19 protein-coding genes and 1 pseudogene are annotated in these 24,385 nt (G+C 49.8%); 2 read left to right on the top strand and 18 right to left on the bottom strand.

The window, feature by feature from the left end; translation table 11 throughout:
* Positions 1–7: 7 nt before the first annotated feature.
* From BUA12_RS01060 to BUA12_RS00995, 14 genes and pseudogenes are all read right to left on the bottom strand, one after another.
* On the bottom strand, positions 8–871 hold the full coding sequence (locus BUA12_RS01060; protein ID WP_072707479.1) for an Fpg/Nei family DNA glycosylase: 864 nt from the start codon (positions 869–871) through the stop codon (positions 8–10).
* Positions 872–879: 8 nt separating this feature from the next.
* Entirely contained in the window at positions 880–3,480 is a 2,601-nt protein-coding gene (polA, locus tag BUA12_RS01055; protein ID WP_072707477.1) for a DNA polymerase I, read from the bottom strand.
* 107 nt (positions 3,481–3,587) lie between these two features.
* Positions 3,588–5,074, bottom strand: a pseudogene (locus tag BUA12_RS01050) (AbgT family transporter).
* Between the two features lie 194 nt (positions 5,075–5,268).
* Positions 5,269–6,540 carry an NADP-dependent isocitrate dehydrogenase gene (gene icd, locus BUA12_RS01045; RefSeq protein ID WP_178138221.1) on the bottom strand — a complete coding sequence of 424 codons (1,272 nt, stop codon included), beginning with the start codon at positions 6,538–6,540 and terminating at the stop codon, positions 5,269–5,271.
* Positions 6,541–6,554: 14 nt separating this feature from the next.
* Positions 6,555–7,673 carry a citrate synthase gene (locus BUA12_RS01040; RefSeq protein WP_072707473.1) on the bottom strand — a complete coding sequence of 373 codons (1,119 nt, stop codon included), beginning with the start codon at positions 7,671–7,673 and terminating at the stop codon, positions 6,555–6,557.
* 255 nt (positions 7,674–7,928) lie between these two features.
* A complete protein-coding gene (locus tag BUA12_RS01035) occupies positions 7,929–8,720 on the bottom strand; it encodes a hypothetical protein (RefSeq protein ID WP_072707471.1) in 792 nt (263 codons plus the stop codon).
* A gap of 109 nt (positions 8,721–8,829) precedes the next feature.
* Entirely contained in the window at positions 8,830–10,590 is a 1,761-nt protein-coding gene (gene pyk / locus BUA12_RS01030; RefSeq protein ID WP_072707469.1) for a pyruvate kinase, read from the bottom strand.
* Between the two features lie 13 nt (positions 10,591–10,603).
* The gene (gene pfkA / locus BUA12_RS01025; RefSeq protein WP_072707467.1) at positions 10,604–11,563 is read right to left on the bottom strand and encodes a 6-phosphofructokinase; all 960 of its coding nucleotides are present in this window, start codon (positions 11,561–11,563) and stop codon (positions 10,604–10,606) included.
* A 109-nt stretch (positions 11,564–11,672) separates the two neighbouring features.
* On the bottom strand, positions 11,673–12,626 hold the full coding sequence (locus BUA12_RS01020) for an acetyl-CoA carboxylase carboxyltransferase subunit alpha (RefSeq protein ID WP_143146057.1): 954 nt from the start codon (positions 12,624–12,626) through the stop codon (positions 11,673–11,675).
* Positions 12,626–13,480, bottom strand: a complete 855-nt coding sequence (accD, locus tag BUA12_RS01015; protein WP_072707463.1) for an acetyl-CoA carboxylase, carboxyltransferase subunit beta — start codon at positions 13,478–13,480, stop codon at positions 12,626–12,628. Before accD ends, BUA12_RS01020 begins: the two co-directional genes overlap by 1 nt.
* A 26-nt stretch (positions 13,481–13,506) precedes the next feature.
* Entirely contained in the window at positions 13,507–13,920 is a 414-nt protein-coding gene (locus BUA12_RS01010; RefSeq protein ID WP_072707461.1) for a FadR/GntR family transcriptional regulator, read from the bottom strand.
* A gap of 3 nt (positions 13,921–13,923) precedes the next feature.
* A complete protein-coding gene (gene ystJ / locus BUA12_RS01005; protein ID WP_072707459.1) occupies positions 13,924–15,153 on the bottom strand; it encodes an NADP-dependent malic enzyme in 1,230 nt (409 codons plus the stop codon).
* A gap of 72 nt (positions 15,154–15,225) precedes the next feature.
* Entirely contained in the window at positions 15,226–18,366 is a 3,141-nt protein-coding gene (locus tag BUA12_RS01000; protein WP_072707457.1) for a DNA polymerase III subunit alpha, read from the bottom strand.
* Between the two features lie 16 nt (positions 18,367–18,382).
* The gene (locus BUA12_RS00995) at positions 18,383–19,354 is read right to left on the bottom strand and encodes a DHH family phosphoesterase (RefSeq protein ID WP_084669792.1); all 972 of its coding nucleotides are present in this window, start codon (positions 19,352–19,354) and stop codon (positions 18,383–18,385) included.
* Positions 19,355–19,430: 76 nt separating this feature from the next.
* Between BUA12_RS00995 and BUA12_RS00990 the strand changes: the two genes are divergently transcribed.
* Positions 19,431–19,787 (top strand): YtpI family protein, encoded by a 357-nt coding sequence (locus tag BUA12_RS00990; protein ID WP_072707455.1) that lies wholly within the window; start codon positions 19,431–19,433, stop codon positions 19,785–19,787.
* Between the two features lie 172 nt (positions 19,788–19,959).
* Here the strand turns inward: BUA12_RS00990 and BUA12_RS00985 are convergent, their stop codons facing one another.
* From BUA12_RS00985 to cysK, 4 genes are all read right to left on the bottom strand, one after another.
* Complete coding sequence (locus tag BUA12_RS00985) at positions 19,960–21,198, bottom strand: DRTGG domain-containing protein (RefSeq protein ID WP_245772719.1); 1,239 nt, start codon at positions 21,196–21,198, stop codon at positions 19,960–19,962.
* A gap of 111 nt (positions 21,199–21,309) precedes the next feature.
* Positions 21,310–21,993, bottom strand: coding sequence for a metal-dependent hydrolase (locus tag BUA12_RS00980; RefSeq protein WP_072707452.1), 684 nt, complete (start codon positions 21,991–21,993; stop codon positions 21,310–21,312).
* A 53-nt stretch (positions 21,994–22,046) separates the two neighbouring features.
* Positions 22,047–22,565: a GNAT family N-acetyltransferase gene (locus BUA12_RS00975; protein WP_178138208.1), complete on the bottom strand. Its 519-nt coding sequence runs from the start codon at positions 22,563–22,565 to the stop codon at positions 22,047–22,049.
* Positions 22,566–22,730: 165 nt separating this feature from the next.
* A complete protein-coding gene (gene cysK, locus BUA12_RS00970; RefSeq protein WP_072707450.1) occupies positions 22,731–23,648 on the bottom strand; it encodes a cysteine synthase A in 918 nt (305 codons plus the stop codon).
* Between the two features lie 180 nt (positions 23,649–23,828).
* On the opposite strand from cysK, the gene BUA12_RS00965 reads away from it, so the two are divergent.
* Positions 23,829–24,353, top strand: coding sequence for a hypothetical protein (locus BUA12_RS00965; RefSeq protein WP_245772718.1), 525 nt, complete (start codon positions 23,829–23,831; stop codon positions 24,351–24,353).
* Positions 24,354–24,385 lie beyond the last annotated feature (32 nt).

Here is a 24,385-nt window from a genome sequence, read left to right as displayed (position 1 = left end):
CTTAGAGCTACCGCTGGCACTTCGTACAGTAGAACGTGTTGCGCCCGGCGATGACCCTGGTCATTATATTATGCCCTGCAGGGCAGGTTTTCCGCTGGTATACCTTGAACCGATTCTGCATTTCCCCGCTCCCTCCGGTCGAGCTCCGGTAATCGGATATGGTCGATCCGCCCTGGGACAACGACAGCTCGAACACATCGACGATCGAATGAAACAGTTCCCTGAGCCTTTTGACTGAAACGTTCCCGGCTTTTCTTGTCGGCAGGATGCCTGAATCATAAAGGCTCTCACAGGCATAGATATTCCCTGCCCCTGTCACCACGGTACTGTCCATGATCACCGCCTTGATCGCTTTTCCGGCATTCCTCGGGTGCTTCACAGCACTGATGAAATGTTCCAGCGCCCCTTCATCGTCATATTCCGGCGCCATCCTGACAACGGGAAGGAAATCGCCCAGCCTGTCTATCGTCCTCAGTTCGCCGAACCGGCGGATATCTGCATACACAAGCATCGTTTCGTCGGACAGGTGGAATATGACCTGCCAATGTTTCCTGAAGTTCTGTTCGACGATTTCATCCAGCGTCTTCAGATGGAAAAATGCACCGCTCATCCCCAGATGACCGATCATGTATTTCACCTCATCATCATTTTGAAGGATGAAGTACAAGTATTTTCCGCGGCGTCCGAGCGAAATGATATTCATATTTTCCGCGTTGTCTGTAAATGTGTCCACCGGCTCTTTGACGATCGTCAGTTTTCCGGAGTTATGACCGCTTCTCACCTTCTCCGAAACTTCAACTCTTTCTATCTTCAGGTTCTGAACCGTGGACAGTTCCCTTTTCACCAATTCAACTTCCGGTAATTCCGGCACATCCTCACCTACTTCACTTCGTACCAGTCACTGCCGTAGCCGTGTTCGACTTTCAGCGGCACACCGATATCGAGTGCATTCTCCATAATATTTTTAATCACTGTGATGAAATCTTCGACTTCGTCTTTCGGTACATCGAAGATCAGCTCATCGTGGATCTGCAGCAGAAGCTCGGCCTTGAAACCCTGGGCCTTTTCATCTTTGGCATAATTGACCATGGCGAGCTTGATGATGTCCGCTGCACTGCCCTGTATCGGGGAGTTCATGGCCGTCCGTTCGGCCACGCTCCTTGCATTGAAATTTTTATTGTGGACATCCGGGATGTAGCGGCGCCTGTTGAGCAGCGTCTTCACATAACCGTCCCGCTTGGCATCCTGGATGATCGAACTCATGAATGCTTTGACTTTCGGGAAGGAGGCAAGATAATTGTCGATGAAAGTCTTCGCCTCCTTACGTGTAATGCCGAGGTTCTGGCTGAGCCCATAGTCGCTGATCCCGTAGACGATGCCGAAGTTCACCGCTTTGGCATTCCGTCTCATCGTCGATGTGACATCTTCACGTGCCACGTTGAACACTTCCATCGCCGTCTTCGTATGGATGTCGAGGTCGCTCGTGAATGCCTCCTGCATCGTCTCATCCCCAGTGATTGCAGCAAGGACGCGCAGTTCAATCTGTGAATAATCCAACGCGAGCAGTACATGGTTTTCATCTTTGGGTACGAATGCACGCCTGATGCGCCGTCCTTCATCCAGGCGGATCGGTATGTTCTGCAGGTTCGGCTCAACTGATGACAGCCGTCCGGTCTGTGCAAGCGTCTGGTTGAAGCGTGTATGGATTCTGGAATCCTCCCGCACTTCCTTCTGCAGGCCGATCACGTACGTCGACTGGAGCTTGGATATCGTGCGGTAATCCAGCAGATGCCGGATGATTTCATGTTTGTCCTGCAGTGCTTCCAGCACATCCACGGCCGTCGAGTATCCGGTCTTCGTCTTTTTGATGACAGGCAGGCCGAGTTTTTCAAACAGCACCACACCCAGCTGTTTCGGAGAGTTGATGTTGAACTCCTCCCCGGCCAGTTCATAGATGTGCGACTTCATCTCCTCAAGTCTTCCCTCGATCTCCTCTTCCATTTCAACAAGGCGCCCAGGCAGGACGCTTATCCCCCTGAGTTCCATTTCTGCGAGCACTTTGGAAAGCGGCACTTCAAGATCATGGTACAGGTCCGCCATTTCATCCTCGGCAAGCTTTGCCACCATTTCATCTTTTGCGTTGTGGACGGCCATCACCTTATCCTTAAGGAATTCGATCATTTCTTCTTCGGACGGGGTCTTCTTGTTGCGCCCTTTGCCGTAATGGAAGTCATCGCTGTTGATATTGATGCCGTAGGGGCTCACCGTCTCCGCCACATCGATGATCTTTTTCGACGGGTCCAGCAGGAAACTGGCCATCATGATGTCATGCGTGAAACCGGTGAACCCGATGCCGAGCTGGCGCAGCAGCGCAATCTGTCTTTTGATGTCATACGCGTTCACTTCTTCGCGTGCGTCCAGGAATGCTTCCAGGGCTCCGGCATCAACATCATCGATATTTTTGACGTAAACTTTTTCCCCGTCGGTCACTGCGATGAATTCCGGCCTGTGATATAAATAGTTGGCCGCATGGACTTCAAGGTGGAGGGAGACTTTCTTCCCAAGTTCAGAGAGTTCCCCCGTCATCGCGACATCGAATGCGCTGATATCTTCGGTCTCCGCTGCATCCATCTTTTGAAGCAGGGAATTGAACTCATATTCTTTGAACAACTCATATTTCTTGTCTTCGGAATCATTCCTGAATTCAAGGTCGTCGATTTCAAAATCCAGCGGCACCTCCCTGTGGATGGTCGCAAGGCTCTTGCTCATGAGTGCTTCTTCATTGAACGCCTTCAGCTTCTCCTGAAGTTTTTTGCCGCCTGCCGCCTCGGCATTCTCAAGCACCTTCTCCACCGTGTCGAACTGATGCAGCAGCTTGAGGGCAGTCTTCTCCCCGACGCCCGGTATGCCAGGTATATTGTCGGACTTGTCTCCCATCAGCCCTTTCAGGTCGATGATCTGTCCGGGTTCCAGGTCATAGATCTCCCTGATGCGCTCAGGTGTGTATGCTTCGATGTCACTGATCCCCTTTTTGGTGAAGTATATGACAGTGTGCTCACTTGCAAGCTGGGTGAGGTCTTTATCCCCAGTGATGATGATCGTCTTCATCTTCTCTTTATCAGCCATGTCTGAAAGTGTCCCTATGATGTCATCCGCTTCGTACTCATCCAGCTCGAAACGTTTGATGCCATAGGCATCGATCAGCCGCCTGATCGGTGCGAACTGTTCCCCGAGCTCCGGCGGAGTCGACTGCCTTCCGCCTTTATAGTCCTTATACTCCTTATGCCTGAAAGTGGACTTTCCTGCATCGAAAGCGACGAGGAAGTGTGTCGGCTCTTCTTCCTTTATGATGCGCTCGAGCAGCCTCGCATAACCGAAGACCGCATTCGTATGCAGGCCGCTTTGATTGGATAATAGGGGCAGCCCGTAAAACGCCCTGAAAGCCACACTGTTGCCATCGATTAAAATTAACTTCTTCATGAACCAGTCTCCTCAGATTGTATTATCATCACTGTAAATTATACATGTCTTAAATCGATAAAGAAATGAAAAAAGGCACAGTATGAACTGTGCCTTTGAAAAATTGCTTATCCAGGATAATGGATGGGTGCATCCGGGCCGAGCGGAATGCCGAGCAGCATCCAGACGATCAGCATTATGCTCCAGGTGACGAGGAAGAAGATCGAGTACGGCACCATCACTGAAATCAGTGTGCCGATGCCGATGTTCCTGTCATACCTCTGTGCAAATGCAATGATGATCGCAAAGTATGTCATCAACGGTGTGATGATGTTGGTCGATGAATCGGCGACGCGGTATGCCATCGTGGTCAGTTCCGGCGAATAGCCGAGCTGCATCATGATCGGCACAAAAATCGGTGCCATCATCGCCCACTTCGCACTTGCGCTTCCAACGAACAGGTTGATGAAAGCCGTCACCAGAACGAAACCGATGATCAGCGGAATCCCCGTCAAATTCATGTTCTCAAGCATGTCTGCCCCGTAGACGCCGATGACCAGACCCAGGTTCGATTCGTTGAAATAGGCAACGAACTGACCCGCTGTGAACGCAAGCACGATGAACATGCCCATCGAGGCCATCGTTTTGGTCATCTGTGCCGCCACGTCTTTATCATTCCTGATCGTACGGGTCACGATGCCGTATACTAGACCCGGGATGAAGAAGAGTATCGCGATGATTGGCACCAGTGCATCCATGAACGGCGACTGGATGATCGTATCGAGGTATGCCCCCTCGTCCCCGCGCATCGGTGATGCCGGGAAGGCGACGAGTGACGCCGCAAGGATCAGGCCGACGATGACCGAGATGAATGCGAGCAGCATCCCTCTTTTTTCAACTTTCGTAAGGGGTGCCATGTAGTCCTCTTCTTCTTCATCGGTGTCCGCACCATCAGAAAGTGAAAACTTCCCAAGTCGCGGTTCGACGATCTTATCAGATACGAACCAGCCGACAAGCGTCAGTACAAATACACTTGTTGCGATGAAGAACCAGTTCATCGTGACGTTCATCGTTTCCGCGTAGGCAGGGTCTATCGTCGCGGCAGCTGCAGTGCTGAGCTCTGCGAGCATCACATCCGTCCCGCTGAGGAGCAGGTTTGCCGAGAACCCGGCCGAGACCCCTGCAAATGCAGCAGCCAGTCCTGCCAGCGGATGCCTGCAAACACCAGTCCTGCTGTGATCAGGCTTTTAGGTATGGATAATACAAATCCGCGCAATGCAGCGCTGATCAGACCTGAATGTTCGGCGACCCCGATGCCGAGCATCGTCACCAGGACGACGCCGAGCGGTGCGAAGTTTATGAAATTATCTGTCATAGTCAGGAATATGTAGTTGATGCCTTCCACACTCAAAAGGTTTGTGACTTCTACAGTCCCCTCTTCCTCTCCCGGATGCTCAACCGATACGTCCATCATCGAGAAAATCCACGATCCGATCAAAGTCAGACCTGCAAGTATCGCAAACAATGTGACCGGATGAGGCAGTTTATTGCCCAGCCATTCTATAAAGTCCAGAAACTTTTGGAAGAACCCTTGATTACTTTTACCATTTTCCATTCAAACTTCCCCCCTAAAAAAATAAAAATCACCATGAAGGTGAGATGCCGCGTCACATTATAAACGCTTACACCCTGATTTTCAAATATCCCCGTCCGTGGACCGGGAGTTGGAAGTATGGCGGGAAAGAGCAGTTATACGAATGCCCGCCCAATAAAAAAGCATGGCACAGAGTGCCATGCTTCATCACTTTATTAGTCCATGTTTTTGACGAGTTCTTCACCGAATTCGGAGCATTTGACTTCTTTTGCACCGTCCATCAGTCTTGCAAAGTCATAAGTCACAACTTTGGAAGCGATCGTCTTTTCCATTGCCTTGGTGATCAATTCAGCCGCTTCGGTCCATCCGATGTGCTCAAGCAGCAGCACACCTGAAAGGATGACGGATGAAGGGTTCACTTTGTCCTGTCCTGCGTATTTCGGCGCAGTACCGTGTGTCGCTTCAAAGATCGCATGACCGGTTTCGTAGTTGATGTTCGCTCCCGGTGCGATGCCGATGCCGCCGACCTGCGCAGCAAGTGCATCCGAAATGTAGTCACCGTTCAGGTTCATCGTCGCAACCACGCCGAACTCCTTCGGACGGAGGAGGATCTGCTGCAGGAAGATGTCCGCAATCGAATCCTTGATGATGATCTTGCCGGCGTCTTCAGCTTCGCCCTGTGCTTTATCCGCAGCTTCGCGGCCGTCTTTTTCAACGATTTCATCGTATTCCTTCCATGTGAACACTTTATCCCCGAATTCCCTTTCAGCGAGGTCGTAGCCCCAAGCTTTGAAGGCACCTTCCGTGAATTTCATGATGTTGCCTTTGTGCACGAGTGTCACGGATGGACGGTTGTTGTCGATCGCATAATTGATCGCTGCACGCACGAGGCGCTCCGTCCCTTCTTTTGATACCGGCTTGATTCCGATGCCTGAAGTTTCAGGGAAGCGGATGTTTTCAGATCCCATTTCATTCCGGATGAAATCGATGACCTTTTTGACATCGTCCGTTCCTTCCTGGAATTCGATGCCGGCGTAGATATCTTCAGTATTTTCCCTGAAGATCACCATGTCGGTATCTTCCGGGCGTTTGACCGGTGAAGGTACACCGTCGAAATATCTCACCGGACGCAGGCATGTGAACAGGTCCAGCTTCTGACGCAGTGCCACGTTCAATGAACGTATGCCGCCGCCGATGGGTGTCGTGAGAGGCCCTTTGATCGCAATCAGATATTCATTGATTGCATCGAGTGTGTCCTGAGGCAGCCATTCGCCTGTTTCATCATATGCTTTCTGACCTGCCAGCACTTCTTTCCAGTCGATTTCCTTTTCACCGTTATATGCTTTTTCTACAGCGCCGTCCAGCACTTTTTGAGCAGCATTCCAGATGTCCGGTCCTGTGCCGTCACCGATGATGAATGGGATGACGGGATTGTCTGGTACATTGAGTTTTCCATTATTGGTTGTAATTTTTTCACTAGCCATTATATTGCCTCCAAATTTTATGATCTGTTTTCGATTGGTTCGTATTTCCTGTCCGTGGCACCGACGTATTCAGCTCTTGGTCTGATCAGTCTGTTGTCTGCGTATTGTTCCAGGATGTGCGCTGTCCAGCCGGACGCACGACTCATTGCGAAGATTGGTGTAAACAGGTCCGATTCTATGCCGAGTGAATGATATACAGTCGCACTGTAGAAGTCCACGTTCGGCAGCAGGCCTTTCTCCTCTTTGACGATGTCCGCAATCTTCGTTGAGATTTCAAACAGTTCACTGTAACCATTTTCATCAGTGAGCTTCATGGACATATCTTTAAGATACTTCGCCCTCGGATCCCCGTCTTTGTAAACCCTGTGGCCGATACCCATGATCTTTTCTTTATTATCAAATTTTTTCTGTAAGTAACCTTCTACATTGTCGAGGGAACCGATCTCTTTCAGCATTTCCATCACCTGCTCGTTTGCACCACCGTGCAGCGGGCCTTTGAGCGCACCGATTGCAGCCGTCACACCGGAATATACGTCAGACTCGGTACCGACACATACGCGGGCGGTGAAAGTCGAAGCGTTCAGCTCATGGTCCGCCTGCAATACCAGCACTTTGTTCATTGCCTCCACTTCCGTGTCCGTCGGCTCTTCCCCGTTGAGCATATAAAGGAAGTTGGCAGCATACGTCAAACCCTCTTTAGGTTTGACCACTTCTTTGCCCTCCCTGATCCGTGCAAATGCAGCAACCAGTGCCGGCATCTGGGCAAGAATCCGCACCGCCTTGTTTTTCGATGCCTCGACCGAGCTGTCCTCGGCGTTTTCATCATAGTGGGCCGTCAGTGACAGGCCGGTTCTTATGGCTGACATCGGGTGGACCTTGTCAACCGGATATAATTCAAAATGCTTATAGATGTTGTCATCCAAAGTCATCAAATTGAACAATTCATCAGTGAATGCATCCAATTCCTGCTGATTCGGCAACTGATCATTCCACAAGAGATAAACCACCTCTTCGAACAATGCATTTTCAGCAAGATCGTCAATTTCATATCCACCGTACGTCAATTGTGACCCGATGATGGAACTGATCTTGGAATCAGCAACAACTACCCCTTCTAAACCTTTGTTTTCAGGCATTTCAAATCCTCCTCTAAATTACTATTACTAATATTCATAGTTTCTCCCATTATATCAAATAATAAATGATTGTGAATGAATCAATATAAGCCCAAAGGTTGTGAAAGCATTTACAAAAACGCTTTCAATCCCCATCGCCAAAGGATTTATGCATTATTTATACATTGTGATCACGTATGATAAGAAACGTTTAATTATCTTATCATACGTGATAAGTTTTCATTATAAAAGACCAATTAATGAATAATTGGTCTTTTACATGCCGCTCGGCTTTTCGATAACGGGTATATTATTGATGTTTTCAATTGTAAAAGTCGAAGACAGCTCCGTTTCTTCACCGTCGTTCACCAGTACGGCCGTCATCTCACCGCCGGTATAACGGTATTCTTCGTCGAAAGTCAGAGTGATTTCACCGGAGACATCATCGGCCGCCTGCAGCAGATCAGCCATTTCTTCGCTCATCAGATTTTCCGCATCTTCCGCATCTTCGACCTGCATCATCAATTCGTATCCGTCTTCAGAGCGCTCCACTCCGCCGGAACGGTACCGATCCAGGTCACTGATCAAATCCCTGTAGGCTGTGCCGTCTATATCCATTGCTTCCGCCTGCTGCTCAAACTGATTCCCGCTGTATATATGATGTTCGTCTTCAAAGATGTAATGGGTCACCGTCGCCTCGATATGGTTGATTGCCACTTTCAGTTCATCCTGGTCGCTGTGTGTGGTGATCATCCGCACCGCATCGGATGTATCGCCGTCTTCAATCAGGAAGACCTGATTCAATTCATAACTGTCGGTCTCTCCCCACTCATCCTGGGCGGCATCGATCAATTCGTCAGCGGACGTTTCAGGCTCGCCGTTGGCCTCTTCCCGGTCTTCCTCACCATTTCCTGAAGATTCTTCTGTTGTTTCTTCTGTTGTTTCTGTGGTATCAGCCGTTTCACCCGACCCTTCTTCGGAGGAGCCGGCATCTTCCTCATCGCCGTTACATGCAGACAATATCAGAACAAGAGTAAACATCGTCATCAATAAAAAACGCTTTTTCATATGAACACCTCAAAATTATTATACCAGTGAAATTTTCATAGTAAAACAAAAACATGAATAAAAGACGCCTGTCAGCGTGATTGAAGCTGACAGGCGTCTTTCGGGGGCCTTAAAGTACATTCGCATGCCCGCTGTAAATGGAATGCTGTTCTGCATCTATCGTCACCAATTCACCATCTTCGAGCAGCTCGAATGCTTTTGCAGCGCCGACGATGGTCGGGACGCCGAGGTTCAGGCCGATGATTGCACCATGTGAAGTCAGTCCGCCCTCTACCGTGACGAGTCCTGCCGCTTCTTCCAGGAGCGCCGTCATTTCGGGTTCCACAGACTGGAGCACGACAATTTTATCTTTAAGGTCTTTTGATTTCAGTTCCTCGAAATCACGGGCCGCCACAACTTCCCCCACCGCACTTCTCCTGCCGATCCCCTGTGCTTTCAGCAGCACATCACCGACTACATGCAGTTTCATCAGGTTTGTCGTGCCGGCATGGCCCGTCGGCACACCTGCAGTGATGATCAGCAGGTCGCCGTTGCTCGCATACCCTTTTTCCAAGGTGACGGCGACGGACATGTTGAGCAGGGTGTCCGTATCTTTGGTCGCATCTTCCACGATGGGATGGACGCCCCACACGAGTTCCAGCTGCCTCGCCACATATCCATACGGTGTAACGGCAATGATATCCGCCTGTGGTCGGTATTTGGATATCATCCTCGCCGTATGGCCGGACTCCGTTGCAGCGACTATCGCCTTCGAGTTCAGGTTCAGTGCCGTATGGGCCACTGAAACTCCGATGGCTGTGACAAGGTTCGGCTGCTGGACTTTCGTCCGTGCAGACAACATTTTTTTATAATCCTGTGCTTCTTCGGCGGAAACCGCAATGGAAGCCATCGTCCTCACCGCTTCCACCGGATAGTCCCCGGCTGCCGTTTCCCCGCTCAGCATCACTGCATCCGTACCGTCATAAATGGCGTTTGCCACGTCACTGGCCTCAGCGCGCGTACAACGCGGATTCACCTGCATCGAATCCAGCATCTGGGTCGCCGTGATCACGGGTTTACCGATCAAATTGCACTTCCTGATCAGATCTTTCTGGACCATCGGCACGCTCTCCGGCGGTATTTCCACGCCCAGATCTCCGCGTGCCACCATCAGGCCGTCGGATATTTCAAGGATGGAGTCGATATTATCGATGCCTTCCTGGTTTTCAATTTTCGGAATGATATTGATATGTGTGGCATTGTGCTTTTCAAGAAGATCGCGTATTTCAAGCACATCTTTGTTCCTTCTAATGAAACTTGCGGCGATGAAGTCCACTTCCTGCCCGATGCCGAAAATGATATCCTTTTCGTCCTTTTCCGTGATGCCCGGGAGGTTGACCGAAACCCCCGGCACATTGACGCCTTTTTTATTTTTGAGCACACCGTCATTCAGGACCTCGCAGAGTATTTCATTCGAAGATTTATCGATGTTCTTTATCTTCAGTTCCACCAAACCGTCATCCAGCAGTATTCTGCTGCCGGAGTCGACGTCATCGATCAGTCCTGCATAAGAAATCGAGAACTTCTCGGATGTCCCTGTGACTTCGTCCATGCTGACGATGATATCCTGCCCTTTCTTCAGTTCGACTGCACCATTTTCCATGGAGTGCGTCCTCATTTCCGGCCCTTTTGTATCCAGCAGTATACCGATCGTCTTATCCAGTTTCCGGGCCACTTCCCGGATATTTTTGATACGCGCCGCATGTTCTTCGTGGTCGCCGTGCGAAAAGTTCAGCCTGGCGACGTTCATACCTTCATTCATCAGTTTTTCAAGCATTTCCGGTGACTCTGAAGCTGGTCCGATGGTACAGACAATCTTAGTGTTTCTCATTAATTGCATCCTCCTAAATTGATAACTCTTGTGATAGTTTATATAAAACTCTGTCGATCTGATGATCCTCTGCAAATACTTCATCGAATGATGTCTCGGTCAGACGGTTGTTCTCAATGCCCACTGCACAGCCGGAAACGCCGTCTTTCAATAGATCCACCGCAAATGCACCGAGTCTGGATGCAAGCACCCTGTCGCTGCCCGTCGGCTTGCCGCCGCGCTGCATATGGCCGAGTACACTCTCCCTCGTATCGACATTGATGTATTTCCTGAGTTCCCTGCCGCACTCACCTGCAGACATCACACCTTCGGCAACGATGATGATCGAATGCTTCTTGCCCCGGTTCATGCCGGCTTCTATCCGTTCCGCGACAGCTTTGACATCGGATACATCTTCGGGTATAAGAATGGTCTCCGCGCCGCCGGCGACGCCCGCCCAGAGAGCGAGGTCTCCCGCGTCCCTGCCCATCACTTCAATGATGAACGTTCTTTCGTGGCTGGTCGCCGTGTCGCGGATTTTATCGACGGCATCGACGATCGTATTCAATGCCGTGTCAAAACCGATGGTGAAATCAGTGCCGTTGATATCGTTGTCAATCGTTCCGGGGACGCCGACCGTCATGATGCCTTCCGCATCCAGCCTCTCGGCACCTCTGTAACTTCCGTCGCCGCCGATGACCACAAGCGAATCGATTCCGCGTCTGCTCAGATTCTCAATGGCATTTTTCCTGACACCTGCATCGATGAACTCCGGGCATCTTGCCGAGAAAAGCTTTGTCCCCCCCCTTTGGATGATGTCACCGACATCACCGAGTTCAAGCTTCTCTATATTATCCGTGATCAGGCCCTGAAACCCCTGGTAAACACCATAGACTTCATAACCTTCAAAAATACTCTTCCTCACCACTGCACGGATGGCCGCGTTCATGCCGGGCGAATCTCCGCCGCTTGTCAAAACTGCCAGTTTTTTCATATATAGTCCCCCATCTGGTTACTTACTCTAAAAGTATCATATACATTTTATTCTAGCCATTATTTGTACCCGCAAAACGTCCCCAATAAAAAAGCAGCCCGGAGGCTGCTTATGTCTGTTCTTCATATTCACCGATTGCCATATATTTCTGGAATCTGTCCTCAACGAGCTCATCACCCGACAATTTTTCAAGCTGCGTGAGGTGATCGGATAATGTCTCATCCAGACTTCTGAACACATAATCCTTATCGTTATGCGCACCGCCGTCCGGCTCCTTGATGACTGTGTCGGCGATGCCGAGCGATTTCAGGTCGTCTGCAGTGATCTTCAGTGATTCTGCCGCAATCTCTTTCAATGAAGCATCCTTGAACAGGATGCTCGCGGCACCTTCCGGTGAAATGACCGAGTAAGTGGCGTTTTCAAGCATCAGCAGACGGTTGCAGACGCCGAGCGCCAGGGCTCCGCCCGAGCCGCCCTCCCCGATCACTATACTGATGACAGGCACTCTCAAACCCGCCATTTCAACCAGGTTCCGGGCAATCGATTCACTCTGCCCGCGCTCTTCTGCGGCCTTCCCCGGATATGCACCTTTCGTGTCGATGAAGCATATGACCGGCCGGTTGAATTTATCCGCCTGCTTCATCAGCCTGAGTGCTTTCCTGTAACCGTCAGGGTGTGCCATGCCGAAATTGCGCCGGATGTTGCCTTTTGTATCCCGGCCCCTCTGGTGGCCGATCACAGTGACGGGTGTGCCCTTGTACATGGCTATCCCCCCGACGATTGCCGCATCATCGGTGTAAACACGATCGCCGTAAAATTCCATGAAGTCGTCGAATAAAGTTTCGATGTACTCGAGGGTGGTCGGCCTGTGCATGTATCTTGCGATTTCCACCCTTTGCCACGGCGTCAGGTTTTCATAAATTTCTTTTTTCTTTTCATCGACCTTATCTTCAAGGAAACTGATTTCCTTTGTAAGGTCCAGTTTGTTTTTGGCAGCATACTTCTCCAGCTCTTTGATCTTGTCCTGGAGTTCCTTCAACGGTTTTTCAAATTCGAAAGCCATCATCTCACCTCGCTGTGCATGGATAAAATCCGACTTAAATAGTCGCGCATGTCGCGTCTGTCCACAACTTCATCAAGCTGCCCGTGTTTGAGCAGAAATTCGGCAGTCTGGAAATCATCCGGCAATTTTTCTTTGATCGTTTCCTCGATCACCCTCCGGCCGGCAAAGCCGATCAGGGCACCGCGTTCAGCCAGATTGATGTCGCCGACCGATGCAAAGCTTGCCGATACACCGCCGGTGGTCGGGTGCGTCATGTAGGCGATATACAGCAATCCAGCATTGTGATGCCGCTCCACTGCCACACTGACTTTGGCCATCTGCATCAGGGAGATGATGCCTTCCTGCATCCTCGCACCGCCGCTTGCGGTGAAGACGATGACGGGCAGTTTCTTTTCCGTGGCATGGTTGAAGGCACGCGCCAGCTTCTCACCTACTGCGGCGCCCATGCTGCCCATGCGGAACCTCGGATCCATGATGGCGATCACCACAGGTGCACCGTCAATCAGACCCTCGCTCACGATCACAGCTTCGTTCAGACCCGTTTTCACCTTGTCACTCTCAAGCTTCGACTCGTAATTTGGAAAATCCAGCGGATTCACCGACGTGATCCCTTCGAACAACGGTGTCTCCGACCCTTCGTCCAGCAGGGCTTCCATCCTGTCGGTGCTCGTGATCATCAGGTGATGATCACAGTTCGAGCAGACGTTGAGCCTTTTATAGAGCTCCTTTGAATACAGTATCTTCTTGCAGTTCGGGCATTTCGTGATGATCGACTCACTGTTTTGAGATACACCGGGCTCTTCTTTTTTATCGTTCGCTTTTTTGTTCAACTTGAAAAATAAATCCCTTAACATATTTGAATTCCCCATTTTTAAACAGCTTATCGTCCTGTATATTTTTTTAATATCACATAAATTTTCCTCATGATCTTATTGTCATAAGAGAGGACGGTTTCATCACCGCCGGTTTTCCTGCCTACGTACTCTTCCATCATGTGCTGGACTTCGCTCAATTCCCGCCTCTGCTTATCCGTGCGGACCAGATATTTTGCGATCAGTTCGAACAGCTGATGGCTGTCGATGTCAGCAAGGTACGTGCCTTCGCCCCGCTTGACATATATGATCCCCAAAAACTCGAGGGCCCTCAGCGCCTCCCGGACACTCTGCCTGCTGACATTCAGGTTTTCACTCAAATATCTTTCACTGGGGATCTTTTGTCCGACCTGGATCCGTTCGGAATCGATGATCATGTAAATTTCCTCTATAACAGCTTCAAGTCCTTTTTTTTCACTCATATTTTACCCCGATTCAGTTAAGTCGATCGTTTTGTCGTAGACATCCTGGGCGTCCACCTTGATCCTGCTGACACCCGAATGCATCGCCGCTTCAGCGACCGCCCTGGCCACCGATGGCGCGACAAGCGGATTGAACGGGTCAGGGATGACATATTCATTGCTCAGTTCGTCTTCCGGAATCAACTCGGCAATGGCACGCACCGCCGCTTTTTTCATTTCCTCATTGATATGGGTGGCGCGGACGTCGAGCGCCCCCCTGAAGATGCCGGGGAATGCGAGGACATTGTTGATCTGATTCGGAAAATCACTGCGGCCCGTGCCGATCACCCTCGCCCCTGAAGATAACGCAATATCCGGCATGATTTCGGGGTTCGGATTCGCCATGGCGAAAATTATGGACTCATCCGCCATCGACCTCACCATATCTTCCGACAGTGCATTGGCGACAGAGACACCGATGAAGACATCGGCACCTGCGATCACCTCTTCAAGCGTCCCTTCAAGGTTGTTCATGTTCGTGTATTTACTGATATCTTCCTTGATGGGGTTCATGCCATTCGGACGCCCTTCATAAATAGCACCTTTGGAGTCGCACATGATCATATCCTTCACCCCGAAGCTGTGCAGAAGTTTGACGATGGCGACGCCTGCGGCCCCTGCGCCGTTCAACACCACTTTTATATCCTTAAAAGAGCGCCCTGTCAGCTTCAGTGCATTCAAAAGACCGCTTAAAGTGACGATGGCCGTACCGTGCTGGTCATCGTGGAAGACGGGAATGTCCGTCTCCTTTTTCAGCCTTTCTTCTATTTCAAAGCAGCGCGGTGCTGATATGTCTTCAAGATTGATTCCGCCGAACACCGGGGTCATCAGTTTGACCGTATTGACGATTTCATCGACATCGTTCGTCTTCAAAGCGATTGGAAAAGAATCGACACCTGCAAATGCCTTGAGCAGTACGCTTTTGCCTTCCATGACGGGCAGGCTGGCTTCTGCACCGATATTGCCGAGCCCGAGTACCGCAGAACCGTCCGTAACCACCCCGACGGTGTTCCCCTTGATCGTATAATCGAAGAGGGTTCTCGGATCTTCATATATTTCCTTGCATGGCTCAGCCACCCCCGGTGAGTAAGCCAGGCTCAAATCATTTTTATCCTTCAGCTCGACTTTCGAATTTACACTGAGTTTTCCCTGGTTAATTTTGTGCATGTGCAGTGCGTCATCTCTTAAAGACATTCAATCAACCTCTCTTTTTTGGTGGTCATACCACTCTGTATATTACCAAATTATCATAATTTACACAACAACTTATGCCATAAATCTCAAGTCAGACGGTTCAATGATATTTTGCAGATTTTCCAGGCTGTGACCGGCTATCCTGCCAATGATGCGATTCTCTTCGAATGAAAAGACGATGATCCCCGACTCGCCCAAAAGGTGATCGAAGTCGTATTTATCCTCATTCCTCACATAGATCTTTTTCACGCTTTTCAAATAATTTTCTTTGAAAGCTGCCAGTTCTTCCACCTTTTCAATGATCATCTGCGCCCGGCCCTTCCTTTCATCAAGCTTCCCCCGCACAACGAGCACACCTGCCTCGAGCTTCGGATGCTCGGTGAAATAGACGTTCGGAAAAATCACAGCGTCCATGTCGGTGATGCCGTCCGTGATTTTGGCAAATGCCATATTCTGCCCTTTTTTGGTCTTGATGACCTTCAACTCTTCAAAGAACACAAGGTAGGTGCCGTATAATTTCTGCTGGCTGAACATGTTGAACGGAATGGACTGGTTCTCATGCTGGATCAGCTTGATCGGATGACTGGAAAGGTAGAAGCCGAGTGCGGCCTTTTCGCCTTCGATCTTTTCCATCTGCGTCATCTCCTCCACATATTCATATTCCTTTTTGACATTGAAACCGAGCGCGCTTAAGAACGATTCGGTTGAGAACTCCTCTGCATTGATATCTTTCAGATGGCCCATCGACTGGAGCATGGTTTTGCGGTTTTCTTCAAATCCGTCCAGCGCACCTGAAAGGATCAGATTTCTGAGCACCTTTTCCGATAAATTGATGTCGGCCCGCGTCTTCAGATCATATATATCTTCGAACGGCCCCTCCGACCTCGCTTTCAGGATCGATTCCGCCGTCTTATATGTGACACCTTCAATCATCCCTAAGCCGAGTCTGACACCTTTTTCCGCCGTGTTGCTGTACCGGGACCTGTTGATGTCCGGTGGGAGGATTTTGATTTTCAGGAGTTTCATCTCTTCGATCAGTTCATTGATTTTGGCATGATTGCCGATGTTCTGCATCAGTATCACTGAATAAAAGATATCCGGGAACCGCGTTTTTATATAGGCCATGATGTATGCGATCTTGGAATAGGCCACCGCATGGCTTTTCGGGAAACCGTAATCTGCAAACTTCATGATGAGGTTGAAGATATGCTCGGCGAGTGATTCTGCATATCCTTTATTTTTTGCCCCGTCAATGAAGTTCTCTTTTTCCCTGTACAGCGTCTCCCGGTCCTTTTTACTCATCGCCCGCCTTAATATATCCGCCTGGGCGTATGTATAACCGGCGATTCTGCTTGCAATCAGCATGATCTGTTCCTGGTAGACGATGACCCCGTTCGTCTCCCTCAATATATCCTCCAGGTCTTCATGGGGATACGTCACGGTTTCCGGCTCATGCTTGCCGCGTACGAAGTTTGGTATTTCCTTCATCGGGCCCGGGCGGTATAAGGCCAGAACGGCGGCAAGATCCATGAATTCCGTGGGTCGGACCTCCCTCAGCACATTGCGGATGCCCGCCGATTCCAGCTGGAAGACACCGAGGCCGAGCCCGTGCCCGAGCATTTTATAGACCCTCGGATCTTCTTCAAGATCATGGATGTCGATCGAGCCGCCCCTGTAACTGATCATGTTCACCATTCTTCTGATCAGGGAAAGGTTTCTGAGCCCGAGCACATCGATTTTGAGCAGCCCGGCACCCTCCACTTCGTTCATCGGCCATTGGCTGATCGTGTGTCCTTCAGTGAACATGATCGGAATGTTCTCCGTAAGTTTCGTCTCGCTCACCAGCACCCCGGCCGCATGTGTCGAGGCATGTCTCGGCAGTCCTTCGACGGAGAGGCATACTTCCCTGTACAGCTTGTACTTGTCATCACCCGACATCAGCCTTTCGAAGGCGTCACTGCTGAAAGCCTTATCGAGTGTGACGTTCAATTCCGGGCCGATGATGCCGGCGATGTATTTCAGTTCCTCATCACTGAAATTCAAAACCCTGCCGACATCCCTTGCCGCCATTTTGGCACTGAGGGTGCCATAGGTGATGATGTTGGATACGTTCATCCGGCCGTACTTATCTATAAGATACTCCACAACTTCATCCCTGTTCGTATCTTCAAAGTCGATGTCGATGTCCGGCATCGTCACACGTTCAGGGTTCAGGAAACGTTCGAACAGCAGGTTGTATTTGAGCGGATCGACTTCGGTGATGTTAAGAAGGAACGATACGAGGCTCGCACTGGACGAACCGCGGCCGGGCCCGACATATATATCATTACTTTTCGCATAATTGACCGCATCACTGACGATGAGGAAATAATCGGAGTACCCCATGCTCGTGATGACATCAAATTCATATCTCAGCCGTTCGGTATATGCCGCACTGCCGTCCGTCTTCTCCTTGAGCTGCCTGTTCAGCTGCCGCCGGAGGAATGCATCCGAATCATCATTATCAGGGTGCGGGAAATGCGGGAGCGTGGTGCCGACTTTCGGCACCGGCACATTGCATTTGCCGACGATTTCTTTATTCGCATCGAGAAACGGCCACATTTCCTCCGGCACATCTTCTTTTTTCAATATGTATTCCCCACCGGTGATTTCGGTGAGTTCATGCGGTTCCAGCCGGTCGTTGTCCCGGATGGCGTTCAGCACTTTAAGCGCCTTCCTGTCCTCCTTCCGCATATATCTTGAAGTGTGTATGAACACACGTTTATGGCTCGTCCCTTCTATATGGTGAGCGGCATATTTATCGTCGGGGTCTGTCGGGAGTTCCTCCAGCAATGCTGTACCGGTACCGGATTTGGCGATGCAGACACAGCCCTGGACATTTTTCATAAAGAAGTCTTTCGGGGTTTTGGTGATGCCTTTATATGAAAGCATCGCAGAGGTTCTGATGAGGGAGCGGTACCCCTCGTCATTTTTTGCATATAAGATGAACGGGATGCCGCCAAGGCCGTCGTCAATGAGTATCTCCATGCCGGCGAGCGGTTTGATGCCGTAAGCCGGTGCTTTAGACAGCAGCTGATAGATGCCGTGCATATGGTTCAAATCGGTCACAGCGACGGCAGTCTGTCCATCTTCCTTCAGAAGATTCAAAAGAGGATCAATTTTAATATTACTGTTCAGAAATTCGTAACTCGAATGGACATTCAAATTGATCATTTCAATCTCCTCCTAATCATTCCTGTTCGATTTTTTCTTCCAGTGCCCGGATGAGGCTTTCAACTTCATCCTTATGGCCAAGCGTGATGCCTGCGGCAAGCGGATGGCCGCCGCCGCCGAAGTGCTGTGCCACGTCATTGATCACCGTGGATTTTGAGCGCAGCCTGACTCTGACTTCGTCCCCTTCCTCGATTGCCATGAACCACACACCCACTTCATCGAGGTCCCTGTAGAGATTGACGCTCATGCTCGCTTCATTGCTGCTCACGCCGAAATTTTCAAGTTCTTCGCGGCTGATGAAAATATGGAGTAGTCCGCTCGGACGCAGGGTGAAGTGATTGATGAGATGCCCTTTGAACCTGAAGGATTCAAGTGAGGTCTTCTGCATCTCCTGGACCATTCCGGCTGCATCGAAATCATACTTCTTAAGTTCCGAAACGACGTAGTGCGTCATGCTTGTCGTATTGTTGAATAAAAACCTGCCGGTGTCGCCGACGATGCCCATGTATAGGAGCTTCGCCACTTCACCGTTGACGTAGTCGTTCTGAAAACCCCACATGTTCGTGAGCAGATACAAGAGCTCCGACGTGGAGGATACATCCGTCTCGACCAGGTTGATATCACCGAATGAATCATGGTCCGGGTGGTGGTCGATCTTGATCACTTTGGCATCTGCCGGTATTTCCCCGTCGATGCGGTCTTTATTTGCCGTATCCACCACAATGTACAACGCCCCGCTGCCCACTTCCGCTTCATCCATGTTCCCGAGGAAAGACAGGCTCGGCTCGGCTTCCCCGAGCGCACTCACCTTCTTGTTCGGAAAGATTTTCCTGATGATTTCCTTCAGGCCAAGCTGGGCGCCGTAGGCATCGGGGTCAGGCCTCACATGCCTGAAAATGATGATTTCGTCGTATTGGTTGATCATATTCAGTACTTTTTTGTAATTTTCTTTTAATGATGTTAAATCATTTATATAATTTGTGAACAAAATGGATTCTCCCTTTAAAAAGATTTACTAAGTAATCATAAAATATTATACTACATGAGGAATGGAGTTGTAACTGATGGAGTTAATGTATCAAATCATCGTCTCATCACTTGTCACACTGCTGCTTCTTTCTTTTTTCATGTTCCTGATTTATAAGATCAGACAGTTCAGGACCAACCGCGAAGTACGGACCGTCTACTACAAGAGCATCTCAATGATATGGCTCGGCATCGCAATGCTCTCTTTCGGACTGAACTCGATCGTCCAGTTCGGGACTGCCGTTTCATACCTGGTGGGGATCATCTTCATAGTCTTCGGCGGCTATAACATCTGGTACTACAACAAAGCACGCCGTAAATTCAAAGGCAACCTGCCGATTGAGGAAAAAGCATGGGAAGAGTTTGAAAGGAATAAAAAGACAAGTCGCAGATAGACCGGCAGAAATGCCGGTTTTTTATTTATCGTGCGGGAGGGCAGTTCCTCCGATTTGGACAGCCATTTTCCTCCCCATCAGATCGGATCCCTCTTCTTTTCCCCGCTTCAGACCGGGTTTAACGCACCCAAGACCTGCTTCTCCGCCGGCTCTGCCCTGACCCGGACCGGCATCATTTGAAATACTGGACCATGAGCCCGACTTTACTGTACAGTACACCATCGGTCATCGTCTTGATTTCCATCCGGATATACTGATCGCCGATGTCCAGGATCTCCCCCTTCATTTGGATGTTCTGATTGATCTGGACGAGCTTCAAGTTGGTCATATGGAGCGAATCGATATGGTAGTTCGCGATATCATGCTCCCTCGCCACCATCATGATCATCCTTTCCACGAGCCGCATGAATCCGGTCTGTGTCAGTGTACCGAATTCATCAGTCATGAACGGCATCACTTTTATATGCAGTTCATTTTCCTTGATGGTGATTTCGCGGTCGATGATCTCTTCAGTCGACATGCCCGTCTGCAGCGTGTGCGGGACCGCATCTTTGAAGACGTCCCGGCGATGGACGACGCCGAGGAATTGGAGTGAATCACCGACAATCGGGATGATGTTCAGCTGGTGCCAAGTCATCATCTGCCTCAGGCTCTGGATCGTTGTATGGGACGGTACATGGATATCCTGGTGGAGGTGGTTCTTGTAGTTGTCTTTGTTGATGTATGCGACATCCTGAGACTTCAAAGTACCGAGGAACTGATCACCGTCCAGCAGGAAGCTGATTTTGTCATTTGAGACGAAACGGGAATGGTCTGCATTCAGGTCAACCGAATAATCATTCTGTTTGATCATGAGATCATTTGCCGTGGTCACCTCATTGATCAATGACAGGCTGTAGAGTTCACGATGTATGATCGAAGCGATCGAGAACGTATCATACTCCGTCGAAATGACAGGGACTTCATGCGCTTCGGCTTTCTTCAAAATTTCCTGGGAAGCACCGAACCCGCCGGTGATCAGAATCCCGGCACCGCTGTTGATTGCCCGCAGTTGTGCATCTTCCCTGTTTCCGACGATCAAAAACGCACTGTCTTCCAAGTATTTCTCGATTTCCTCAGTCCTCATCGCCCCGATGATGAACCGGCTGATTTCCCGGTCCAGATACTGGTCTCCTGTCAATACAACCCCCTGGATGACACGGTTCACCTGTTCGAATGTCAGATCCCCGACGATGTGATCCTCCTTTTTGATGATCCTGATCGTCCCGACACGTTCGATCGTCTTGACCAGCCCTTCTTTTTCAGCCTGTTTGATCGCACGGTAACTTGTACCTTCAGACACCCTGAGATAGCTTGAGACCTGTCGGACGGAAATCTTCGTCCCCTCCGGCAGCCCTTGTATGTATTCCATTATTTTCTCCGCTTTGGTTTTCATCATTTTCATCACCTTGACTACATTATACCTGTTTGGTCACAAAATAAAAAAGACCTGCCGCAAGGCAGGTCTTCCAAAGTATGCACGTTAAAATTTGACGGATTCGCCGGGCTTGAGCAATTGACAGTCCGCATCGACTTTCTCTTCAAATTTTCCGGCATCCACTTCGATCGGCGGGAATGTGTTGTAGTGAACCGGTACGACTGTTGCCGGTTTCACCAGTTCGTTCACAGCATAGGCAGCATCATCGATACCCATGGTGAAATGATCGCCGATCGGAACGAACATCAGGTCGATCGGACCATTGATGTCGCTGATCAGTTTCATATCACCGAACAGGCCTGTATCCCCGGCATGATAAACCGTCTTGCCGCCGATATTGAAGACCAGCCCGGTCGGCATGCCCGTGTACTGTATGGTGCCGTCTTCGTGCGTGAAGCTCGAAGAATGGAATGCATGGACCATCTTCACCGTCCCGAATTCAAAATCGAAGGTGCCCCCGATGTTCATGCCCACCGCATTCACACCCTGCGCATCCAGCATGTCGGCAAGCTCCACCGGTGCCACCACCGTGGCATCATTTTCCCTGGCGATTTCCACTGTGTCACCCACATGATCATTATGCCCGTGGGTCAGAATGATATAATCGACTTCCACATCTTCAACTTTCAAATCAGTGAGTCCATTGCCGTTTATGAATGGGTCGACGATCGCTTTCTTCCCGTCATTCTCAAACATTACAACAGAATGGCCATGAAAACTAATATTCATGAATTCTACCTCCAAGAGATTTGTTTTAACCCTCTTCCCTTAACATGGGCTGTTTAATCATCGCTGCGGTACACCGTATTGAAAATCCAGTTTTTGAACAACATAAACCGCTCTTCGCTCAGGGCTTCCGGATAACTCATCAGGACAAGCGGGATCCCCGGATGGTTTTCATTGATGACCGGCTGGGTATAACCGCAGCCGGAGAGATGGTAACCGTTCCTCTCATAAAAGGCGATCCTCCTTTTTTGCATTTCATCTGCAGGAGGTTCGACTTCCAGTATGACAGGCTTATCCCTCAGCGTGTGGTATGCCTGCAGGAGCTTCGTCCCGATGCCGCCACCCCTGGCATGCGCACTGATTGCAAAGTGTTCGACGAACCTGTGGTCCGGTCCGTCCCACTCAGCCACAAAACCGATGATCTCCCCATTCCCCTTCAGACCGTACAAATGATATCCTTCAACATCCAGCAGTTTTCTCTGCCTTTCTTTTGTCCGGCGTTCACTTTCGGGAAAACTGCTTTCCATGATGGCATAAACCTCTTCAAAGTCCTCTTTCTTCAGTTCTTCAAGCATATATGACCTCTCCTTCAGACGGACCGCGTCCTCCTGTTGAGTCTGTACGGAAAATCGGAAAAAATCCGGATGCAGCATCAAACACATATGGAACAATCCGATTTTCCACTCTTTTCCGGACGGCGCGTCATAGATTCAGCCAGCCATCCGGCTCGGCATCTGCCTCTATTCTATCAGCCCCATGCTCAAATATCTCTCACCGGAGTCAGGTGCGATGCATAAGACTCTTTTGCCTTTGCCGAGTTTCCGCCCCACCTGGATCGCCGCATGTACCGCCGCTGCAGCCGACGGCCCGACGAACAATCCTTCTTCTTTGGCGAGCCTCCTGAACATGTTCACAGCATCGTCGTCGTCGATCTGGATGATTTCATCATACACGTCTTCATTCAGTATGTTCGGGATGAAGCCCGGGGAGGTCCCCACCAATTTGTGCTTACCGGGCTTTCCACCGGAAAGTACCGGAGACCCGCTCGGCTCCACGACTGCCACATGCAGTCCCGGAAGTTCATCCTTCAATGTTTCGCCGGTGCCGGTAATCGTGCCCCCGGTGCCTGAAGTCGCCACAAATGCATCCAGGTCACCATCCATCTGCTCGAGTATTTCAATTGCAGTGGTCGTCCTGTGGATATCAGGATTCGCATAGTTTTCAAACTGCTGCGGTATGAAAGCATTCGGGATCTCCGCTTTCAATTCCTCAGCCCTTTTGATCGCACCGGGCATCTTTTCTTCACTTGGCGTGAGCACCACTTCTGCACCATATGCTTTCAACAGGTTGATGCGCTCCTCGGTCATATTGTCAGGCAGCACGAATATTGCTCTGTATCCTTTTGCAGCAGCATTCATCGCTAGTCCGATGCCGGTGTTCCCGCTCGTCGGTTCGATCAATGTGTCCCCGGGTCTGATCAGCCCGTCCTCTTCCGCCTTTTTTATCATGTTGTAGGCTGCACGGTCCTTCACGCTGCGGGAAGGGTTGAACATTTCAAGTTTGACGAATATGTCCGCACTGTCTTCCGGTACGACTTTATTCAGTCTTACAGCAGGCGTTCCGCCGATCAATTCTGTCATATTTTCATATCTGGTCATTTTAATCACCTTTAAATTAGAGTCATACCGAATTATAAAGGAAAACATTTTGCATATCAAATAAGTAGGAATTGTAACTGCTGAAAACAGCCGCCAGTATGTTAATATATTCTCGAGGTGAAAAAAATGAAAACTCTATATCATTGTCATAATTTAAATACAGATTCCCGATCCCTCGTCATGTCACAACGGGACTTCAATGCCCCGAACCCTGTGATTGCGGATATGGCGAAATCCCTGAATCCGGGCGCCGAGATTTTCGTCAGCGTGAACCATGCTGACGAAAAGGAGCCATTCATGCACAAGAACATCGTCTTTGAAACGGTCAAACATTTTAAAAATGTGGAAGGTTATATCACCGATGAGGTGTTTACGGACAACCATCACCACTTGGACTCCATGTTTGTGAACGAGCTGTCGAAGCTGATCGGAGACAGACACTTCATAATAGGGCCGGCTTTCTCCAGAACCCCTTACTTCAGACAGAGCCACATCCTGGATGAGCTCATCGAGTATGATGTTTCCGGTGTGATGTTCGACATCCGCGGCGTTGATTTCAAAAACTACAGTGAACTTCAGCCGTTGGCGAAGCTGAAGATCCATGCCAAAAAAAGGATTGAGATCATTCCCGTCGTCGAGTCTGAAGAAAAGCGTGAAGCGCTTTTAAAAAACATACCTTTCGATGTCGTATATATACACCCATAAAAAAACGGAGTGCAGGCTGCACTCCGTTTTCA

It is taken from the genome of Lacicoccus alkaliphilus DSM 16010 (genome assembly GCF_900142805.1).
Classification (GTDB): Bacteria; Bacillota; Bacilli; order Staphylococcales; family Salinicoccaceae; genus Lacicoccus; species Lacicoccus alkaliphilus.
This window is presented reverse-complemented; position numbering and strand designations above follow the sequence as displayed.

Excerpts from the sequence above, each read along its gene's own strand:
- polA (WP_072707477.1), bottom strand. The coding sequence starts at position 3,480 with ATGAAGAAGTTAATTTTAATCGATGGCAACAGTGTGGCTTTCAGGGCG.
- BUA12_RS01040 (WP_072707473.1), bottom strand. The coding sequence starts at position 7,673 with ATGCCTGAAAACAAAGGTTTAGAAGGGGTAGTTGTTGCTGATTCCAAG.
- BUA12_RS01035 (WP_072707471.1), bottom strand. The coding sequence starts at position 8,720 with ATGAAAAAGCGTTTTTTATTGATGACGATGTTTACTCTTGTTCTGATA.
- pyk (WP_072707469.1), bottom strand. The coding sequence starts at position 10,590 with ATGAGAAACACTAAGATTGTCTGTACCATCGGACCAGCTTCAGAGTCA.
- pfkA (WP_072707467.1), bottom strand. The coding sequence starts at position 11,563 with ATGAAAAAACTGGCAGTTTTGACAAGCGGCGGAGATTCGCCCGGCATG.
- BUA12_RS01020 (WP_143146057.1), bottom strand. The coding sequence starts at position 12,626 with ATGGCTTTCGAATTTGAAAAACCGTTGAAGGAACTCCAGGACAAGATC.
- accD (WP_072707463.1), bottom strand. The coding sequence starts at position 13,480 with ATGTTAAGGGATTTATTTTTCAAGTTGAACAAAAAAGCGAACGATAAA.
- BUA12_RS01010 (WP_072707461.1), bottom strand. The coding sequence starts at position 13,920 with ATGAGTGAAAAAAAAGGACTTGAAGCTGTTATAGAGGAAATTTACATG.
- ystJ (WP_072707459.1), bottom strand. The coding sequence starts at position 15,153 with ATGTCTTTAAGAGATGACGCACTGCACATGCACAAAATTAACCAGGGA.
- BUA12_RS01000 (WP_072707457.1), bottom strand. The coding sequence starts at position 18,366 with ATGATCAATTTGAATGTCCATTCGAGTTACGAATTTCTGAACAGTAAT.
- BUA12_RS00990 (WP_072707455.1), top strand. The coding sequence starts at position 19,431 with ATGGAGTTAATGTATCAAATCATCGTCTCATCACTTGTCACACTGCTG.
- BUA12_RS00985 (WP_245772719.1), bottom strand. The coding sequence starts at position 21,198 with ATGGAATACATACAAGGGCTGCCGGAGGGGACGAAGATTTCCGTCCGA.
- BUA12_RS00980 (WP_072707452.1), bottom strand. The coding sequence starts at position 21,993 with ATGAATATTAGTTTTCATGGCCATTCTGTTGTAATGTTTGAGAATGAC.
- BUA12_RS00975 (WP_178138208.1), bottom strand. The coding sequence starts at position 22,565 with ATGCTTGAAGAACTGAAGAAAGAGGACTTTGAAGAGGTTTATGCCATC.
- cysK (WP_072707450.1), bottom strand. The coding sequence starts at position 23,648 with ATGACCAGATATGAAAATATGACAGAATTGATCGGCGGAACGCCTGCT.
- BUA12_RS00965 (WP_245772718.1), top strand. The coding sequence starts at position 23,829 with ATGTCACAACGGGACTTCAATGCCCCGAACCCTGTGATTGCGGATATG.